Source organism: Roseburia sp. (assembly GCF_041325975.1).
Lineage (GTDB): Bacteria > Bacillota > Clostridia > Lachnospirales > Lachnospiraceae > Roseburia > Roseburia rectibacter.
Window position 1 is genome coordinate 34,876 of sequence record NZ_JBGLEJ010000001.1, and the last position, 18,702, is coordinate 53,577.

The 18,702-nt window shown below is 42.5% G+C and carries 22 protein-coding genes and 1 riboswitch; of the genes, 6 read left to right on the forward strand and 16 right to left on the reverse strand.

The window, feature by feature from the left end:
• Window positions 1–178: 178 nt before the first annotated feature.
• Together ACDD58_RS00145 and ACDD58_RS00150 are read left to right on the forward strand one after the other, a co-directional pair.
• Complete coding sequence (locus ACDD58_RS00145; RefSeq protein WP_370774903.1) at window positions 179–538, forward strand: MarR family winged helix-turn-helix transcriptional regulator; 360 nt, start codon at window positions 179–181, stop codon at window positions 536–538.
• Between the two features lie 85 nt (window positions 539–623).
• Window positions 624–1,391 (forward strand): sulfite exporter TauE/SafE family protein, encoded by a 768-nt coding sequence (locus ACDD58_RS00150; RefSeq protein ID WP_370774905.1) that lies wholly within the window; start codon window positions 624–626, stop codon window positions 1,389–1,391.
• A gap of 35 nt (window positions 1,392–1,426) precedes the next feature.
• Here ACDD58_RS00150 and ACDD58_RS00155 read toward each other — a convergent pair whose 3' ends face one another.
• The 6 genes from ACDD58_RS00155 to ACDD58_RS00180 all read right to left on the reverse strand — a co-directional run bounded on the left by ACDD58_RS00155 (window position 1,427) and on the right by ACDD58_RS00180 (window position 6,048).
• Window positions 1,427–1,876, reverse strand: a complete 450-nt coding sequence (locus ACDD58_RS00155) for a gamma carbonic anhydrase family protein (protein WP_370774907.1) — start codon at window positions 1,874–1,876, stop codon at window positions 1,427–1,429.
• Window positions 1,877–2,130: 254 nt separating this feature from the next.
• Window positions 2,131–2,625: a M15 family metallopeptidase gene (locus ACDD58_RS00160; protein ID WP_314733919.1), complete on the reverse strand. Its 495-nt coding sequence runs from the start codon at window positions 2,623–2,625 to the stop codon at window positions 2,131–2,133.
• An 81-nt stretch (window positions 2,626–2,706) separates the two neighbouring features.
• The gene (locus ACDD58_RS00165) at window positions 2,707–3,918 is read right to left on the reverse strand and encodes an ABC transporter permease subunit (RefSeq protein ID WP_215679717.1); all 1,212 of its coding nucleotides are present in this window, start codon (window positions 3,916–3,918) and stop codon (window positions 2,707–2,709) included.
• A 1-nt stretch (window position 3,919) separates the two neighbouring features.
• Window positions 3,920–4,795 carry an ABC transporter ATP-binding protein gene (locus ACDD58_RS00170; RefSeq protein ID WP_055168519.1) on the reverse strand — a complete coding sequence of 292 codons (876 nt, stop codon included), beginning with the start codon at window positions 4,793–4,795 and terminating at the stop codon, window positions 3,920–3,922.
• On the reverse strand, window positions 4,779–5,540 hold the full coding sequence (locus ACDD58_RS00175; RefSeq protein WP_055168517.1) for a hypothetical protein: 762 nt from the start codon (window positions 5,538–5,540) through the stop codon (window positions 4,779–4,781). Before ACDD58_RS00175 ends, ACDD58_RS00170 begins: the two co-directional genes overlap by 17 nt.
• On the reverse strand, window positions 5,530–6,048 hold the full coding sequence (locus ACDD58_RS00180) for an RNA polymerase sigma factor (protein ID WP_055168515.1): 519 nt from the start codon (window positions 6,046–6,048) through the stop codon (window positions 5,530–5,532). The genes ACDD58_RS00175 and ACDD58_RS00180 overlap by 11 nt, the downstream gene beginning before the upstream one ends.
• Window positions 6,049–6,353: 305 nt before the next feature.
• On the opposite strand from ACDD58_RS00180, the gene ACDD58_RS00185 reads away from it, so the two are divergent.
• Both ACDD58_RS00185 and ACDD58_RS00190 read left to right on the forward strand, forming a co-directional pair.
• Window positions 6,354–6,533, forward strand: a complete 180-nt coding sequence (locus ACDD58_RS00185; RefSeq protein ID WP_007883882.1) for a hypothetical protein — start codon at window positions 6,354–6,356, stop codon at window positions 6,531–6,533.
• Window positions 6,534–6,568: 35 nt separating this feature from the next.
• Window positions 6,569–6,745, forward strand: coding sequence for a hypothetical protein (locus tag ACDD58_RS00190; protein WP_242864124.1), 177 nt, complete (start codon window positions 6,569–6,571; stop codon window positions 6,743–6,745).
• 320 nt (window positions 6,746–7,065) lie between these two features.
• On the opposite strand, the gene gdhA is transcribed toward ACDD58_RS00190, so the two are convergent.
• From gdhA to acpP, 10 genes are all read right to left on the reverse strand, one after another.
• Entirely contained in the window at window positions 7,066–8,424 is a 1,359-nt protein-coding gene (gene gdhA, locus ACDD58_RS00195) for an NADP-specific glutamate dehydrogenase (protein WP_281855450.1), read from the reverse strand.
• A gap of 348 nt (window positions 8,425–8,772) precedes the next feature.
• The gene (locus tag ACDD58_RS00200; protein WP_118127285.1) at window positions 8,773–9,225 is read right to left on the reverse strand and encodes a MarR family winged helix-turn-helix transcriptional regulator; all 453 of its coding nucleotides are present in this window, start codon (window positions 9,223–9,225) and stop codon (window positions 8,773–8,775) included.
• Window positions 9,226–9,261: 36 nt separating this feature from the next.
• Window positions 9,262–10,227, reverse strand: a complete 966-nt coding sequence (locus tag ACDD58_RS00205) for a beta-ketoacyl-ACP synthase III (RefSeq protein ID WP_021922252.1) — start codon at window positions 10,225–10,227, stop codon at window positions 9,262–9,264.
• A 71-nt stretch (window positions 10,228–10,298) separates the two neighbouring features.
• Window positions 10,299–11,975 carry an acetyl-CoA carboxylase carboxyltransferase subunit alpha gene (locus ACDD58_RS00210; protein WP_370774916.1) on the reverse strand — a complete coding sequence of 559 codons (1,677 nt, stop codon included), beginning with the start codon at window positions 11,973–11,975 and terminating at the stop codon, window positions 10,299–10,301.
• 143 nt (window positions 11,976–12,118) lie between these two features.
• Window positions 12,119–12,547, reverse strand: coding sequence for a 3-hydroxyacyl-ACP dehydratase FabZ (fabZ, locus tag ACDD58_RS00215; RefSeq protein ID WP_021922249.1), 429 nt, complete (start codon window positions 12,545–12,547; stop codon window positions 12,119–12,121).
• Between the two features lie 10 nt (window positions 12,548–12,557).
• Window positions 12,558–13,826: a beta-ketoacyl-ACP synthase II gene (fabF, locus tag ACDD58_RS00220; RefSeq protein WP_287557876.1), complete on the reverse strand. Its 1,269-nt coding sequence runs from the start codon at window positions 13,824–13,826 to the stop codon at window positions 12,558–12,560.
• A gap of 26 nt (window positions 13,827–13,852) precedes the next feature.
• Complete coding sequence (gene fabG, locus ACDD58_RS00225) at window positions 13,853–14,605, reverse strand: 3-oxoacyl-[acyl-carrier-protein] reductase (protein WP_021922247.1); 753 nt, start codon at window positions 14,603–14,605, stop codon at window positions 13,853–13,855.
• Window positions 14,599–15,546, reverse strand: coding sequence for an ACP S-malonyltransferase (fabD, locus tag ACDD58_RS00230; protein WP_055039294.1), 948 nt, complete (start codon window positions 15,544–15,546; stop codon window positions 14,599–14,601). The genes fabG and fabD overlap by 7 nt, the downstream gene beginning before the upstream one ends.
• 47 nt (window positions 15,547–15,593) lie before the next feature.
• Window positions 15,594–16,523 (reverse strand): enoyl-[acyl-carrier-protein] reductase FabK, encoded by a 930-nt coding sequence (gene fabK / locus ACDD58_RS00235; RefSeq protein ID WP_055039293.1) that lies wholly within the window; start codon window positions 16,521–16,523, stop codon window positions 15,594–15,596.
• Between the two features lie 36 nt (window positions 16,524–16,559).
• The gene (gene acpP / locus ACDD58_RS00240) at window positions 16,560–16,808 is read right to left on the reverse strand and encodes an acyl carrier protein (protein ID WP_287557875.1); all 249 of its coding nucleotides are present in this window, start codon (window positions 16,806–16,808) and stop codon (window positions 16,560–16,562) included.
• 298 nt (window positions 16,809–17,106) lie between these two features.
• On the opposite strand from acpP, the gene ACDD58_RS00245 reads away from it, so the two are divergent.
• On the forward strand, window positions 17,107–17,319 hold the full coding sequence (locus ACDD58_RS00245) for a YjfB family protein (RefSeq protein WP_278458564.1): 213 nt from the start codon (window positions 17,107–17,109) through the stop codon (window positions 17,317–17,319).
• A gap of 169 nt (window positions 17,320–17,488) precedes the next feature.
• Window positions 17,489–17,614, forward strand: a riboswitch (TPP riboswitch).
• 73 nt (window positions 17,615–17,687) lie between these two features.
• Window positions 17,688–18,371, forward strand: coding sequence for an energy-coupled thiamine transporter ThiT (gene thiT / locus ACDD58_RS00250; protein ID WP_007883480.1), 684 nt, complete (start codon window positions 17,688–17,690; stop codon window positions 18,369–18,371).
• Window positions 18,372–18,702 lie beyond the last annotated feature (331 nt).

Here is an 18,702-nt window from a genome sequence, read left to right on the forward strand (position 1 = left end):
CTCACTTGCACTCATTGTATCATCAAGTACTTATACACACCAGTGAAAAGAATATGAATTTTTTATTCCTTGACAAATTTGTTCTTTTTGTATAATCTATTTTTAAAAGGTCTAATTTTAGACTTATTGTAAATAATAACCAAAAGTAAATCAATTTTTCGTAGGAGTGTATCAGTCTATGTTTCCTTCTGAATTATTAACTGCAAATAAAAAAATCATGCATGTATACGAGTCTTTTTGCACGCCTCTCTGCAGGAAGTACCAGCTGAACCAGAGCGATCTGGATCTGATTTTATTTATCGCTAACAACCCAATGTATAACACCGCAAAGGATGTCTGTGAAATCCGTGGGATCAAAAAAGGCATTGTCTCGGTAACAACGGAACGGCTCGTCCAAAGCGGCTATCTGATCAGAAAAAATGACATTCATGACCGGAGGATCCAACGGTTATGCCTCACGGAAAAATGCCAGCCTATAATAGCAGATGGTCAGAGAGATGCAGACGCATTTTTTCACCTCTGTCACCTGCCGGACTGACGGACGACAGAATTAAAACTTTACCATGAATTATCAGAAAAAATCCGCAATCAGGTGATCAAATTAGAAAAGGAGTTGTAAAATTATGATAACATTTATCGTATGTCTGCTCGCCGGACTTGGCGCAGGCCTTGGCACCGGCTTTGCCGGAATGAGCGCAGCGGCTGTGATCAGCCCGATGCTCATTGCTTTTTTACATATGGACGCCTACCAGGCAATCGGAATCGCACTTGCCAGCGATGTCCTCGCGAGCGCAGTTTCCGCTTATACCTATGGAAAAAATAAGAATCTGGATATCAAAAACGGACTTGTGATGATGTTCACCGTCATGATCTTTACCTTTGTCGCAAGTTATCTGGCAAGCTTTATCCCAAGCACGACCATGGGCGGTTTCTCCACATTTATGACAATGTTACTCGGTATTAAATTCATCGTAAAACCCGTTATGACAACCAAAGAAACGATGGCTGCCACCGATCCCAAAAAACGGATCATCCAATCCATCATCTGCGGAACTGTCATCGGATGCATCTGCGGCTTTGTCGGTGCCGGAGGCGGAATGATGATGCTTTTGATCCTGACATCCGTTCTGGGCTACGAATTGAAAACGGCAGTCGGAACCAGTGTTTTCATTATGGCTTTCACCGCCCTGACCGGAGCACTCAGCCATTTTGCGATCGGAGGCACTCCTGATTTGGTTGTCCTTATTCTCTGCATGGTCAGCACTCTGATTTTTGCCAGAGTTGCCGCTGTTCTTGCGAATAAAGCACCGGCAAAATTGTTAAATCAGGCGACTGGTGTGATCTTAGTGATCCTCGGTGCTGCGATCATTGCTGTGCAGTATGTTTTCTAAAAATCAGATCAACATAATGTTCTGCATTATGCCGGTTATCTTCCACTTCCTCTTCTGTGAGCTGGCGTACTACTTTTGCAGGATTGCCAAATGCCATGGAATTGTCCGGGATTACCATTTTCCCGGTGACAAGTGCACCAGCTCCGATGATGCAGTTCTTTCCCGACGACAGCACCGCTCAGCAGAATACTTCCCATTCCCACAACGGTATTATCTCCAACCGTACAGCCGTGCACTACCGCATTGTGTCCGATGGACACACCTTTTCCGATATGGATGGAATGTCCCTCATCTGTATGCAGTGTGCTGTTATCCTGCACATTGGAATTGTCGTCGATAAAAATGCTTCCCGTATCGCCACGCACCACTGCGTTATACCAGATTCCTACATTCTCTCCTAAAGTTACATCCCCGACAACATGTGCGCCCGGGGCAAGAAAAATATGTATTTTCTGATTATCTGATTCTGATTTTTTCGATTCCATATTTTTTCCTCCCTGCTTTTCCATAACAATTAATTTTTCAATGCCGTAATTGGCACTACATAATGAAAACATGTTTCCGGAACTATTAATTCCCATATATTCATGATTTATTTTATTCCAATCCGACTGATTTTACAAATCTAATCCAACAAATTTTTTTCAATCCAATAGATTTTATAATTTTAATCCGATTGATTTTTAAATCCCAATCCGACAGATTTATGGTTTTCTACCAGATTCATTTTAGATTTCATTTAAAAATGTTGTACACAAAATGGCTTTGTTTTACCTTCTCGTTTACATCGCTCCAACTTCTGCTGTGCTATCTGAATTGCCTTTTCTTCATCACCGAATTTACAGAGTTTTCCATACATTCTGGCGCTCTTTGCCTTCGAGTTGAGCCATTCTTCTGTTACTCCTTCCTTGTCAATGCAAAAACCATAATTATGTGCATTTGCGGCAAGCCACGTATATGCCTCATCATTTGAGCTCTTTGATTTATCAGCATTAATGTCAACTGCAATGCCTAATTGGTGTTCACTTGTTCCGGGCAAAGCTACCCATTCCTTAGCAGTTCTTTCTGCTCTTGACTGTGAATATCCTTCATTTATATAAGCCTTTATCTTATCATCTAATATTTTCTGCTGTTCTTCATAAGTTCGATAACCTTCCCAAACAACCGGATATATTCCATCTTTCCTTGCTGCATCAAACATTTCTTGTAAATACGGATATATCCTGCTATCCACCTTTTGACCATTCGATAATTCCTCTCAACCATTTCCCTCGCAACTTATTTTTTTTATCTCTTTTCTTTGCCATATTGTTATTTATGCCTTCATCCTTCTTGACCAGCTCTTTATAGCGAATGGCATACATAGAATACCAATCAAGACAGGAATAGTAATAAGTAGATATGGTGACCAGATAAGCTTCCCAAAAATACGAAAAGTATTAGTTCTGAAAATATCTGTTGAACTTCCTACCAATGGTATTAAATCCAATGCTTTTTGCATTTCATAAGGAAGATATTCTGCAATCATCATTGGTCCATATACAACAGCCAGACTAAGCAGTAAGGTAAGTACATTATTTTTTACAGCCGCTGATATAAACATAACAATTCCGGCAAAACCTATTGCTCCAAGCAGTACAAAAGCATATTCATAAATTTCTGCCTGCAGCATATTCATAGGTGCAACAGCAATCAGCTTGATATTCTGAATCGGCATATTCCATCCGGCAGTTCCCATAAAAAACAACTGTGATATAACGCTTGAAACAGCAAGTAATGCAAATAACTCCACTGTAAACGCTAAACCAGTAAGAATTTTGGCAAGAGCTATTTTCCCCCAACCATTTCGAGTCGTCAATACTAGTGTGCTTGTATTATCATGCCATTCGCCCGCAAATAAAGAGGATAAAACAATACCGAGAAACAAAGCCATCACAACTCCCAGATCCGCAACCATACTACCAAGAAGCGTTGACCAGCCTTCTACCCACTCATAACGAAATGGTTTTTCTACCTTTCTCTCTATCTGATGTAAAAACTCTTTTTCAGCTCCTACCTGACCACTGACCTCCAAAAACTCATCAAGCACCTGCTGTCTTCTTTCATAGAAGCCTGTTAACTTATCCGGATCAACATAGCTTATCATCGTTTTATAATTACTGGTATCTCGAAGCTCCGGATACAATGTTCCGAGCCAACTATTAACTATCTGCCAGTCTGTCTTTTCCAGTTCTTCCCCCATACCGTCAGCTTCCATTTGCTGATAATCACTTACTATTTTCTGCAAGGTTTCATCCGTCAATTCTCCACCAAATGAAAGTGCATATTCCTGACTATCCTTTATTACTGTATATCCATCAAAATTATTGCCAAAAGCACTTGTATAGTCATCTGAACTGCCAAAACAGAACCATTGAAACGAAAGTATGCTTCCAAAAATTACACAATAAACAAAACACAACAACACACATATTTTAACAATTTTCTTTCGCCATAACTTTTTATGCTCTAACCAAAATAGTTCCATTCTATTTCACTCCTTCCTCTGTGGGAAAATAAAATAAATAAAGATCTTCCAATGTAGCTTCACAAGGAACCGCTCGCTCACTAGGCATATTGTCTGAAATAATACGCAATATAATTTCTTTTCCTTCGTGCCGTAAATTAGCAACCGTTGTTTTTGTCTGCCATTGTCTAGCTTCTTGTGGAGAAACAGAAAGCTCCCAAACCTTACCATTTGCCTTGTGAATCAACTCAGGAACCGTACCCTGCAATACAAATTTTCCTTTTTTCATCAATAGCACTTCATCTGCTATTGCTTCTATATCCGATACAATATGTGTGGAAAGAATTACAATTTTATCGCCTGCATACTCTGAGAGCAGATTACGAAAACGGACACGCTCTTTCGGATCAAGTCCTGCAGTCGGCTCATCCAAAATCAAAATTTTCGGATTATTAAGTAACGCCTGTGCAATTCCTACTCTTTGTTTCATACCACCAGAAAAAGTTTTTACTTTTTTGTTTGCCACATGGCTTAAATCAACCACTTCCAACAATTCAGTCACACGTTTTTTTGCAACATTCTTCGGTATTCCTTTCAGTGCTGCAATATACATTAAAAACTCCACCGCAGTATAATTTGGATAATATCCAAAATCCTGTGGTAAATAACCCAACACATTCCGGTAATCTGCCCCCATCGAAGTTACTTCTTTTCCATCCAGCAATACCTCCCCTGAGGTTGACTCCAAAACAGCACATAGCATACGCATCAATGTTGTTTTACCTGCACCGTTAGACCCCAAAAGACCATATACTCCCGGCTTTAAGGTTGCACTAACACAATCTACCGCTATTTTCCTGCCATACTGTTTTGTTAAACGATCAAGCGACAATTCCATACATTTTTCCTTCCTTTCTCATCTCTGCAATATAATGGATTTCATTTATAAAGAACATAGCAAAAATCAAAAATGTAACAATCCACACCCCCACTGCTGATGTTTCATATAACCATGGCAATATTCTTGCTGACATCCCCCAACAAATGCAGGAACCCAGCATTACAATCGCACATATCTGTAAACACTGTTTCTTTTGCATACGGATCAAACGCAGCAACGCAACCATACACACTAAGTACGGAACCAGGCAGTATAGAACCATCTGTCCAATCTCTTTATAAGAATTTTGCAAATAAACTTCCATACACAAAAGAATTGTTATACACACCAAATTAGCTGCCCCAGCCAAAACCAGCTTTGCTAACGTGATTTGGGCACCAGAAGCTCTTGTTACCGCTTCAATCTCGCTCATTCCATAATACTGGCTTTTAAAAATTGCTGGTATGATAGCCAATACAAACAGCGGCATAAAAATTGGTATATTCTTTGGCACGTCTGCAATGCTGGCAATTGTTAAACAAACTATAAATAACGTTACTGCCTGCAAACCAAATATTGGAATACCTTCAAAGCGAAATACATCTGAAAGATAGTGAAAGAAACCTGTCCTCGGTTCTGCCCTAGTCACTTCCTGTTCTCGCACAATTTCAGTGCAAAGCTTAATCGTTTCCTCTAATCTTTTAGGCTGTACTTCCTCTCCTAAAGATTGCTGTAAATAGCCCTTCAAATTTTTATCTTTCATTTTCCTGCTCCTTTCTCATAGTTTTTAAAGCATTACGAACCCTGCTTTGTGCTGTTCGCATATTGCATCCCATCACTTTTGCAATCTCTCCAAAACTAAGTTGTTCTCCAAAGCGTAGAATGACTGCTTCCCTTTGTTCTGATGATAAAAAATTCAAAAAATAGCTTATCTCTGCCCTATCCTCTAGCCGAACTATGTCGTTATACTCATGCACTATATTTTCTTCATCTTCTAATGGATAAAACTCAACCTTCCTACTTTCATCAATACATAAATGGTTTGCAATCGTGTATAGATAAGCCTTAAATTTCTTTTTCCCTTTATATCCGGATAAATTCTTAAACAACTTCAAAAATGTTTCCTGAGTCAGGTCTTCTGCTTTTTCCAGATTAGAGCAATGCCACCTACAGTAACGTAAAATAGATATATAATAGCGTTTTATCAATTCTTCTGCTGCATTTTCATTTCCAAGTAGAATCTGTTCCACTAATTCGTCATCACTCAACACGCATCAGACTCCTTTCCATTGAATATCTATCTATATATAATAACGGGTTATGCACTTAAAATGATTAAAAGATTCCTCATTTTTTCTTAAAACGAATTAAACTATTAAACCAATATTTTATCTCAACTCCTTTCAAAAATATCAAATAAATCAAACACTACCTTTTCCTCCGCTTAGAGTAATACTTCCCACACAATCCCGCACTGGCAACTCTGTTTACCCATTATGTATCAACGGTTGCTTCTTCAGCATCGCCTTCTGCGTCCTCCATAGAAGCGTTTATTCCTAATGAAAATGGAGATTTAATGCAATATTGCAAATGCACCAATGATTTTGTGAATGCAATCATCGATGACTATTTCAATTCTTTTAAAATACGCAAGGATTTAACAGAAGGTCTGGTTTATGAATGGACAAACTCTATGGAGCAGATACATGATAGGTATTCCGATGAAGAAATCATTACACCTACGGAACCTACATGAACGGCAATTTTAATACATGCATGGGAAAACTCAAAATGAAACACCTGCCCCACGATGGCAGACACACCTTTGCTTCACTCATGGACAGCGCCGGAGCAAATGACGTATGTATCAAATTGATTATGGGACACAGTATGAAGAACGACACCACTAAGGGAACTTACACCCATAAGACTTTAGAAGAACTTCTTGCAGAAGTGAACAAGATATAAAACAATAAATCGAGACTGATTGCTGGATACACTTATGATGTTTCTGATGATAAACATTACACCCATATTCAGCCTGAATCATCTTGATAAGCACTGGATGAAATGCTTCCAAAAGCATTCAAAATCAGTAAAAATAAGTGTATACCACCTGTATATCACTTGTGTACCACGTGTATATAACAACCTCAAAATAACGTAAATTATCTTCTATTTATGAATATTCTGACAATTCACATGTCTTTCAATACATAAAGAAAAGCCCCGGAAATTCAATATTTCCAGGACTTCTCAATATCTTATATTATCTTAGAAATTCTTAATTAGCACACCCCCTGGGCCAGCATAGCCTCCACAACCTTCTCAAATCCCGCAATATTTGCACCGGCAACATAATCTGTCTGTCCGCCGACTGTTGCATTGTATCTCTTAGCGGCATCAGAAATGTTAGCATAGATTGTCTCCATGATTCCTTTGAGTTTTCCATCAACTTCTTCGAATGTCCAGTGAAGTCTCTCAGAGTTCTGGCTCATCTCTAATGCAGATGTAGCAACACCACCGGCATTGGCAGCTTTACCACCTACGAATAATACGCCGCTCTCCTGTAAGTATTTTGTTGCCTCTAATGTAGTAGGCATGTTAGCGCCCTCTGTTACAGATGTAACACCATTTGCAACTAACATCTTAGCATCCTCAATGTCTAACTCATTCTGAGTTGCACATGGAAGGGCTAAATCTACTTTGTACTGCCATACACCGTGCTCACCATTCTGTTTTGCATGATATTCTGCAGATGGTTTTGCAGCAGCGTACTCTGTTAAACGTGCACGTTTTACTTCTTTTACTTCTTTTAATAATGCAACATCGATTCCTTCCGGATCATAAATCCATCCTGTAGAATCAGAACATGTCACAACTTTTACACCTAACTGCTGTGCTTTCTCAATTGCGTAGATCGCAACGTTACCGGAACCGGAAACCGCAGCAGTCTTGCCTTCAAGGCTCATGCCATGATCTTTCCATAATGCATTAGTCAGGTATAATAAACCATATCCTGTAGCCTGTGTACGGGCAAGAGATCCACCGTATGTAAGTCCTTTACCGGTAAGAACACCTTCGAAAGAACCACGGATTCTCTTGAACTGGCCAAACATAAATCCGATCTCTCTTGCACCAGTTCCGATATCACCTGCTGGTACGTCCACATCTGCTCCGATGTATTTGGAAAGTTCTGTCATAAAGCTCTGGCAGAATGCCATGATCTCTCTGTCAGATTTACCCTTTGGATCAAAGTCAGAACCACCTTTACCACCACCGATTGGAAGTGTTGTAAGGGAATTCTTGAAAATCTGTTCAAATCCTAAGAATTTGATAATTCCAAGGTTTACAGAAGGATGAAGTCTTAATCCTCCCTTGTATGGTCCAATGGCATTGTTGAACTGTACACGATAACCTCTGTTTACCTGAACCTGTCCGTTATCGTCTACCCAAGGTACACGGAACATGATCTGACGGTCTGGTTCTGTGATTCTCTCAAGAATTGCATTTTTTCTGTACAATTCCTCATTTGCATCAATAACAGGTCTTAAAGACTCTAATACCTCTTCAACAGCCTGTAAAAATTCAGGTTCTGAAGCATTTTTTTCTTTTACTTTTGCGAGTACTTCATCAACGTATCCCATTTTTTTTCTCCTTTAAAAATATATTTACAACCATGTGAAATCAGATATCCGGCATTTTTTAAATGCTCCGGCATTGATTCCGGCTGCAGATTTCTCATCAACACGTACATTTTATTATAAAATGACGGCGGACGCAATATTTTTTTCTTTATTCCTTTAATTTAGTGAAGTTTTCTAATGATTAGTCTATTTTTTTGCAGGATTCGACTTCAAATTATTCATTTTGCATAAAAAAAATCAATGAATTTTACTTTTTATATTTTCAGGTTATAATTATTATCATTTCAACTTATAACAAAACAGGTCATCGCATAAAAAATAGTTTTTCGATGCAATGACCTCTGTTCTTTATTCTTTCTCACCCTTGTATACAAGGTGAAAATAATCGGCAAGTTTCGCCAGCGCATAAATCAGGATCGGCGTCTCCTGCTCGGTAAGCTGGCTTTTGATCTGAGCGATCATCTCGTGATGAAACTCTTCATGATGTTTGTAAGCAGCTTTCCCGGTGTCTGTCAGATAAACCCATACCACACGTTTATCCTGCGTACTGCGCTCACGGATAACATACCCTTTTCTGGTCAGTCCATCCATTGCCTTTGTCAACGTTCCGGTTGTGACATTCATCAGCTTTGCCACTGTCGTCATAGTTTTTGGTTCATTGACTCCGATTGCCTCGATCACGTGGAAATCATTGTAACTGAGATCTTTGAATTCTTCTGTCACGAGGCATTTTCCCTCGATCTCCATGATGTCTTTAAACAATCTGACCAATAATTCGTTTAATGTTTCATCTGTTGTCATCCGATCTACTCCTATTTCTGCGGTCAGCGCCTGATTTTACCAGTTTATCACCGTTGCTCCCCAGGTGAGGCCTGCTCCAAATCCTGCCAACACGATTTTCATTCCTTTCCTCATCATACCATGATTATTGACATTATCAAGCAAAATCGGCACACTCGCCGCAGAAATATTCCCACATTCCTCCAGATTGGTCGGAAATTTTTCCATAGGCTGACCAAGTCTTTTCGAAACTGCTTCAATGATCCTGTAATTTGCCTGATGCAGCAGGAATAAATCAATCTCTTCCAGATGTAAGCCTGCCTGTTCCACTGCGTCTGTGACCGCCTTTGGCACGGTCTTCACTGCAAACCTGTACACCTCCTGCCCATTCATGGAAACATAGGAAAGTGCCGTGTCACTTTTTTTATAAGGGTTGTTCACTTTTCTCGCCATGCAGTTTAAGACATCGCCCCTGAAACCATCCGAGCCCTGCACCATGGATAAAATGCCATCTTCTTTACTTGCTGAAAGAACTGCTGCCCCTGCGCCGTCCCCAAAAAGCACGCAGGTGCTCCGGTCCGTCCAGTCCATCATTTTTGACAGCGTTTCCGCTCCAATCACAAGCGCATGCTGATATCCGCCATGTTCTAAATACAGCGCCGCAGTATCCAGTGCAAAAAGAAAACCGGAACACGCTGCATTGATGTCGAACGCAACTGCATTTTCTGCACCGATATTTTTCTGCACCTCACAGGCAAGTCCCGGAAGATGTTTATCTGCAGAAACAGTTGCCGCAATGATGATATCCACATCTTCCGCTGAAATATCTGCATTTTTCAACGCCTTGCCGGCTGCCTCTGTAGACATACCGGTGGTTGTCTCCTCTACCGCAATATGTCTGGCAATAATCCCGGTTCTCGACCGGATCCATTCGTCCGATGTTTCCATGATCTGACCAAGATCATCATTTGTCACGCGAAGCTTCGGAAGGCAGCTTCCCGTTCCTGTTATTTTTACCTTCATAATATTCCTCTCTTCTCTGTCCGGTCACAAAACGATTCGTACTCTCTGTGCACATAGCCGCTGTGATTTTGCTAAAATTTCCGGAATCTCGCATAGCGCTCGGACGCAAACTGTTCTCCTGTCTTGCCATTTTGTTTCTCAAGAAACTTTTTTATATTTCCTTTCAGATAGCGCGAGATTGATTCACAGGCTTTTGCGTCTGCCACACCATATTCCGGGATGATCTGTTCAATGACACCCAGCGATTTTAAATCCATGGCCGTGATTTTCATAATCTCACTTGCCTCTTTTGCACGTTTTCCGTCTTTCCACAAAATGGATGCAAATCCTTCCGGCGAAAGCACACAATAGGTTGCATTTTCCATCATCCATACTTCATTTCCGACCGCTAAGGCAAGCGCTCCGCCGCTTCCGCCTTCCCCGATCATGATGCAGAGAACCGGTACTTTTAATGCTGACATCTCATAGAGATTCCGGGCGATCGCTTCCCCCTGCCCACGTTCCTCTGCCTCCATTCCACAGTATGCTCCCGCTGTGTTTACAAATGTGATCACCGGGCGTCCGAATTTTTCTGCCTGTTTCATCAGACGTATCGCTTTCCGGTATCCTTCCGGCGACGGCATTCCATAATTGTGTTTCATGCAGTCCTTAAAATCTTTTCCTTTCTGGATTCCGATCACGGTCACAGGCTGGCCGTCGAGATATGCGACTCCACCTACGATTGCCGGATCATCCCGAAAGTATCTGTCACCATGGAACTCCATAAATTCATCAAAAATATTTTCCATATAATCAGTGGCAGAAGGTCTGTCTACTTTCCTTGCGGCTTTTACCTTTTCCCACGGCGTCAGTCCTTTTGCCCTTGCCGCGCGCTCCCGCATCAACTCTGTCGGCTCGTAGTTATCATCCATGCGCAATGGATCAAAATCAGCAAATCCTTTCCTGCTGTGATGCATTTTTAAAATACGGTTTAAGGTTATTTTCAGATTTTTCCGCTCAACAATGGCATCCACAAAACCATGCTCTAACTGAAATTCCGCACGTTGAAATCCCTCCGGAAGTTTTTGTCCGATCGTCTGCTCGATCACGCGGGGTCCTGCAAAACCGATCAATGCTCCCGGCTCTGCCAGGATAATATCTCCGAGCATTGCAAAACTTGCGGTCACACCTCCGGTCGTCGGATCTGTCAATACCGGCACATACAAAAGCCCTGCATCAGAATGCTTTTTTAAAGCTGCGGAAGTCTTTGCCATCTGCATCAGGGAAATAATACCTTCCTGCATTCTCGCCCCACCGGAGCAGCAGAACAAAATAACCGGAAGCTTTAAATCTGTCGCCCGTTCCACACCGAGCGCAATTTTTTCTCCGACCACATGTCCCATGCTGCTCATCAGGAATCTTGCATCACAGATTCCAAGAACTGTCTCTTCCCCATATATTTTGCATCGTCCGATGGTCACTGCCTCATGCAGTCCGGTCTTTTCCCTGGCTGCCTCCACCTTCTGGGTATATTCCGGAAAATCCAGTGGATTTTCTGATTCCAGATATTCAAACCATGGTTCAAAGGTTCCTGCATCTGCCACCATGCGGATCCTGTTTTTAGTCCGCACGCGGAAATAGCTTCCACACTCATAGCAGACATACTTATTTTTTTCCACTTCCGCCTTGTTCACTTCTCTCTTACATGCTGGGCAGACCACTGTACTTCCCGGTATTTTCTGCTGATCCGCTGCCGGTGGTGGTGTCATAACTTCCGCCTGCACTTCCTCTTTGCGGTAAGTTACTGCATTTTTTCTTTCAGGTTTTATGGATATCAGCTTTCTTCTTCTCAAAATTGCTGGCATAATATTTCCTTTCTGTTACAGCTTCTATGTAATGCCTTTCTATTCTGTTACTCTACTGCAAAGGTGAGTTCTGCAATGCATGCAATTTCATCTCCGACTTTTGCCGTCGCTTTTCCCACCCCGATCGGTCCTTTCACTTTTATAATTTCCGTCTCCAGCGTGAGAATATCTCCGGGAACTACTTTTCTTTTAAATTTTGCAGAATTGATGGACGCAAAATAAGCTGTTTTTCCACGGTTTTCATCTTTTCCAAGGATTGCGACCGCACCGGTCTGCGCCAGTGCCTCCACGATCAGCACCCCCGGCATCACCGGTTCTTCCGGAAAATGTCCTGCAAAAAAAGGTTCATTGAAACTGACGCATTTCTTCGCCACTGCACGGACACCATACTCAATTTCTTCTACCGAATCAATGAGCAGCATTGGCTGTCTGTGTGGCAGGATTTCCATGATCTGACTGATGTTTAATACTGACATCGCTGCCTCCTTATCTGCAGCCATTGTTATCTTTGTCAGATACAATGGTATATTTTTTTAATAGAATACTTGCATTATGACCGCCAAATCCAAGGGAATTGCTCAGTGCATACTGCACCTCCATCGAAACCGGTTCTTTGCAATAATCGAGATCCAGTTCCTCATCCGGCACTTTATAGCCAACTGTGGCATGAATGTAGTCTTCCTCAATCTCTTTCACACAAGTGATAAACTCGATCGCTCCGGCAGCTCCCAGCATATGTCCGACCATGGATTTTGTGGAATTGACCTTCATTTCACCGGCATGCGCACCAAATGCAAGTTTGATCGCGCGCGTCTCAAAGAGATCGTTATGGTGCGTGGATGTTCCATGTGCATTGATGTAACCGACCTCATCCACTGTGATTCCTGCATCCTGAACAGCATTTAACATAGCTCTTGCTGCGCCGCTGCCATCTTCTGCCGGAGATGTGATATGATACGCATCCGAAGAACAGCCATAACCCACAACCTCTGCATATATCTTTGCGCCACGGCGTTTTGCATGCTCTAATTCCTCTAACACGACCACCGCTGCGCCCTCTCCCATGACAAAGCCGCTGCGTTCTTTATCAAACGGAATGGAACATCTCTTCGGATCGGTTTCTGCTGTGAGTGCTGTGAGTGACGTAAAACCAGCGATTGCGGTCGGACAGATACTTCCCTCGGTTCCCCCGGAAACCATAATGTCTGCCTCCCCATACTGAATGGCACGGAATGCCTCACCGATCGTATTCGTTCCTGTGGCACAGGCTGTCACAACATTGATACTTTTTCCTTTTAATCCAAAATGAATGGAAACATTTCCTGCTGCCATATTAGAGATCATCATGGGAACGAATAAAGGTCCCACTCTCCCCGGTCCTTTTTCTATCAGCCTTGTATGTTCGCGCTCGATCGCCTGAAGGCTTCCCACGCCGCTTCCAATGGCACAGCCTGCCATATACGGATCTTCCTGATCCATTTCAAGCCCGGCATCCTCAATTGCCTCCTTCGCTGCCGCCACGGCATACTGGCTGAATAGTTCCATGCGCCTTGCTTCTTTTGCATCCATATAATTTTTTGCATCAAACTCTTTTACTTCTGCTGCAAGCTTACATTTATAATTAGTGGTGTCGAATTTTGTAATTTCAGAAAACCCGGTTTTCTGTGCTTTTATACTCTGCCAGAATTCATCCACACTCAGTCCGATCGGTGTGACTGCTCCCATTCCCGTTACCACTACGCGTCTTTTTGCCATATTGTTCTCCTCATGATATATATTCTTTACATGTGCATGCCGCCGTCCACGGAGATCACCTGTCCGGTGATATAATCTGCCAGATCCGATGCTAAAAATGCAGCCACACCGGCCACATCTGACACCTGCCCTGTCCGCTGAAGCGGAATCTGTTTTTTTACCGTTTCCCTGGCAGCCTCCGGCATAGCCTCTGTCATCTCTGTCTCGATAAATCCGGGTGCAACTGCATTGCATGTGATTCCTCTCGACGCAAGCTCCCTTGCCACACTTTTGGTAAGACCGATCACTCCGGCTTTGCTTGCACTGTAATTTGCCTGTCCTGCATTCCCCATGACACCGGAAACAGAAGAAATATTAATGATCTTACCGGATTTCTGTTTCAGGAAATAACGCGAAGCATGGCGGATCGTATGGAATGCACCTTTCAGATTCGTATCAAGTACCCTGTCAAAATCTTCCTCACTCATTTTCATGATCAGTCCATCTCTTGTGATCCCTGCATTATTGACCAGAATATCGAGGTGTCCATAGTTGTTTATGATCATTTCCATCATTTTTCCGCAGGCATCAAAATCAGAAACATCACATTGTACAGGCGCTGCCATTCCACCCTGTTTTATGATTTCTTTTACAGTCTGTTCTGCTGCATCCGGCGAACTGTTATAATTGACAATGACAAACGCTCCACATGATGCCAGTGTCTTTGCAATCTCTTTTCCGATTCCGCGGCCGGCTCCTGTGACAAGTGCCACTTTATTTTTCAAAGAATCTGTTAACATGCTCCCGCCTCCACATGACTTCCGATAAACTGAATAAAATCTTCCATTTTATCAATGCTGCTCACTTTTACATCCCGGTTCACTTTTTTCACAAATCCACTCAATGTTCTTCCCGGTCCGATCTCTACAAATTCATCCGCACCATCTGCAAGCAGCCGCTCTATGGTCTGCTGCCAGCGCACAGAAGAAGATACCTGACTGGCAAGCAATGGTTTCACTTCCTCTTTTTTTGTGACATAGTCTGCCGTTACATTTGCAATATAAGGAACAAATGAATCACTGATCTCTACTTTTTTTAATTCTTCTTTTAACTTTTCTCCTGCGCCCTGCAGCATTTTCGAATGAAACGGGCCGCTGACTTTCAATGGAACAACGCGTTTTGCCCCAGACGCCTTACATGTTTCTCCTGCCAGATGCACTGCTTCCTCCTGACCGGAAATAACGATCTGTCCAGGGCAGTTGTAATTGGCTATGGAAACCTCGCTCCCTGTCTGCTCTGCTGTATCTCTGCAGATCTGCTCAATTGCCGCTGCATCCAGTCCTAGCACTGCTGCCATTGCTCCACCGGCCGGGACAGCTTCCTGCATAAAAATGCCTCTTTTCCGCACCAGTTCAAATGCTTCCTCAGCAGTCATGACTCCGGATGCGATCAACGCACCATACTCACCAAGACTCAATCCGGCTGTGACATCCGGCTGATAACCGTTCTGTTCCAATGCCATATAAATTGCAGCTTCCGTAGCCAGCATACAGATCTGCGTGTACTCTGTGATATTTATTTTTTCGTTCTCCTCAAAACACAGTGCCGGGATATCCAATCCAGTCACCTCTGAAGCAAGATCGTACACTTCTTTACAAATAGGGATCTGTTCGTAAAATTCTTTTCCCATGCCAATATATTGGGATCCCTGTCCCGGAAACATAAATACTGTCTTTCCCATCCTGATAACCACACCTTTCTCAAATCTTCAAATCTGCGCCTGTCAGGTCATTTTCTTCCTGCAAGCAGCGCTCTGGCATCTGTGACAACTTCCTCTATGATCTCCTGACAGGTCTGCTCTTTTTTCACAAGCCCGGCGCTCTGTCCTGCCATCAGACTTCCATGAACTGCATCCCCTTCGATCACCGCTTTACGCAGAGAGCCGAGTGTCAACTGCTCTAACTCCTCAAAAGAGGCACCTTCCTTTTCTAATTTCAGATAATCTCTTGTCATCTGGTTTCGCAGTACCCGGATCGGATGCCCGGTACTCATACCTGTCACTTCAGAATCGATGTCTTTTGCTTTGATAATGCGTTCCTTATAATTCTGGTGTACGATCGATTCTTTTGCGACCACAAACCGTGTTCCCATCTGCACACCTTCCGCTCCCAGCATCATGGCTGCCGCCATTCCTCTGCCGTCCGCAATGCCTCCGGCGGCAATGACCGGGATGGTCACTGCATCCACAACCTGCGGCACCAGCGTCATCGTGGTCTGAGAACCAATGTGTCCGCCGGACTCCATCCCCTCTGCGACCACGGCATCTGCCCCTGCGCGTTCCATCATTTTTGCCATGGCAACACTTGCTACAACCGGAATTACGGTGACGCCTGCCTGTTTCCACATCTCCATGAATTTTCCCGGATTTCCGGCTCCTGTCGTCACAATTTTTACGCCCTCTTCCACGACCACTTTTGCGACTTCCGGAGCATTTGGATTCAAAAGCATCACGTTGACTCCAAACGGTTTATCCGTCAGTTCTTTTGTTTTTCTGATCTGTTCTCTGACTACTTCCGGTGGAGCACTGGCTGCACCGATCAGTCCGATTCCTCCTGCCTCTGAAACTGCTGCTGCAAGATGATACTCTGCAACCCATGCCATTCCGCCCTGGATCACAGGATACTGACAGCCAAGCAAATCCGTAATTCTCGTTTTCATTGTTTCCTGCCTCTCTTTGAATATCTGTAAATGGTCTTAAGCTTCCACACCTTTTTCTTTGAGATAACCGATAATATCGTTGACTGTTACAATCTTTTCAAGATCCTCTGATGGGATCTCGATTCCGAACTCCTCTTCCAGAGCCATCACCATTTCAAATAAATCTAAGGAATCTGCGCCCAGATCGTCTTTGAATTTTGTTTCCGGCTTAATCTCTGCCTCATTTACATTTAACTGTTCTGCAATAATCGGTTTCATCTTTTCTAACATTTTTCTTTTCCTCATTCTTTCCCGGCTTTCGCCTGTTGTTTTTCATATTGGTTCGTTTGACTTTCTAATTATTTGATTGTCAAACTATTTGATAGGCAAAGTATATGCATTTCTGTTTTATTTGTCAAGAGGATTTTTCTGAATCACTTTCTTACGCAGCAAAACAGCAAGTGTTTTACTGCTGCGTGAACAGTAACATTTTTCTTTTCTATATACAGAACGACCGATCTGTGCTATATTAAAAGTGCTTCAATGAGTCATGAATGATTGCATTTTATATGCAAAAATTGGAAATGAAAGTGAGGTAGGATTTATGGATATTACAGGTTTAGACGCAGCATTAAGTACGGTTTCTGCATATGACATCGGTTCTTCCACAAGCCATGTTACATTACAGGAAGATATCGGAGTTGCAATGCTCGGAAAATCTTTAGATATGACACAGACATTAGGTGCCGGCATGGTTCAGATGATGGAGAATTCCGTCACACCATATCTTGGAAGTAATATCGATCTTTATATCTGAAAAGAAAGTCGCAGATTTTGTTCTGCGGCTTTTGCTTTGCCCACAAATTGTTGGAATCTTTGTGATTTCAAGAACTTTTATGAAAATTTCAGGTTGACTTTCCCGCTGCATCTTGCTATATTGATACTCGTTAAGGCATCATAGACCTTAACAGTATTTATAACAGAATCAAAAACGCTAGGGGCGCAAAAAATGCTGCATTTGCCAGACATTCCAACGCTGAGAGATGATTTTTCATCAACCCTTATTACTTGAACCGGATAATACCGGCGTAAGGAAGCTTTTATGATATTTCTCATCAGACGATAGAATATAGAGTTTTTTCCTCCTGGCGCAAAAGATCTGAAACGCAAGGAGGATTTTATTTTATGAAAGAATTTTTTACTACCACGATCGGAGCCTGGGATGATGGCTCTGTACGTCTTACTGCACCTGGAATCGCAGTTGTAGTAGTCATTATCGCACTTCTCGTTGTTGTCGCAGCAGTGATCCGCCACAGAAATGCAGAGAAAAAAACAATTCTCACCACAAAACAGCTTGTCTACTCTGCCGTTGCGATCGCGCTTGCAGTAGTATGCTCCATGATTAAGTTTGCGAATCTGCCAATGGGCGGTTCCGTTACTTTATTCAGCATGTTGTTTATCGCACTGATCGGTTACTGGTACGGTCCTTATGTTGGTCTTATGACTGCCGTTGCCTACGGTCTTGTTCAGTTTGTTATGGAGCCAATTTTCTATACCGTTCCACAGATGATTTTAGACTACCCTCTGGCATTTGGTGCTTTAGGGCTCGCCGGATTTTTTGCAAACAAAAAACACGGGCTGCAGATTGGTTATATCGTTGCCGTGTTTGGACGTTATGTATTTGCAGTGATCTCCGGTGTCGTATTCTTCGGTGCATATGCCCCGGAAGGAACACCTGCCATTGTGTACTCTTTAACTTACAATGCAACTTATATCGTACCGGAAGCGATCGCTACTTTGATCGTGATCAGTCTGCCACCTGTTGCAAAGGCTTTGGCTCAGGTCAAGAAAAACGCGCTGTCTGCATAACCGGAGTTTAATTTGCGTAGTGTTGCAGATTCTGCGGTGCTTTCTTAGGGCTTGAAGGGCAGATATAAGCGTCCTCTCGCAAGTCGTGGTTTTATAGGTTTATGAAAAGAAAAACGGTATAAACGAAATATTATGTTTCTGTTCGCTGGGCATTCCGATAAGCCTCTGAAGAGTCTTATCTCCATAGCTCACAAAGAAAATAATATTTGTTTATACCGTTTTTCTTTCATTCACGTTATGGATGACTTGTGAGAGGACGCTTATATTTGCCCAATTTACACTGTGAATTGCACCACAGAATCTGCAATTTACGTTATGGAACTCACGGTTA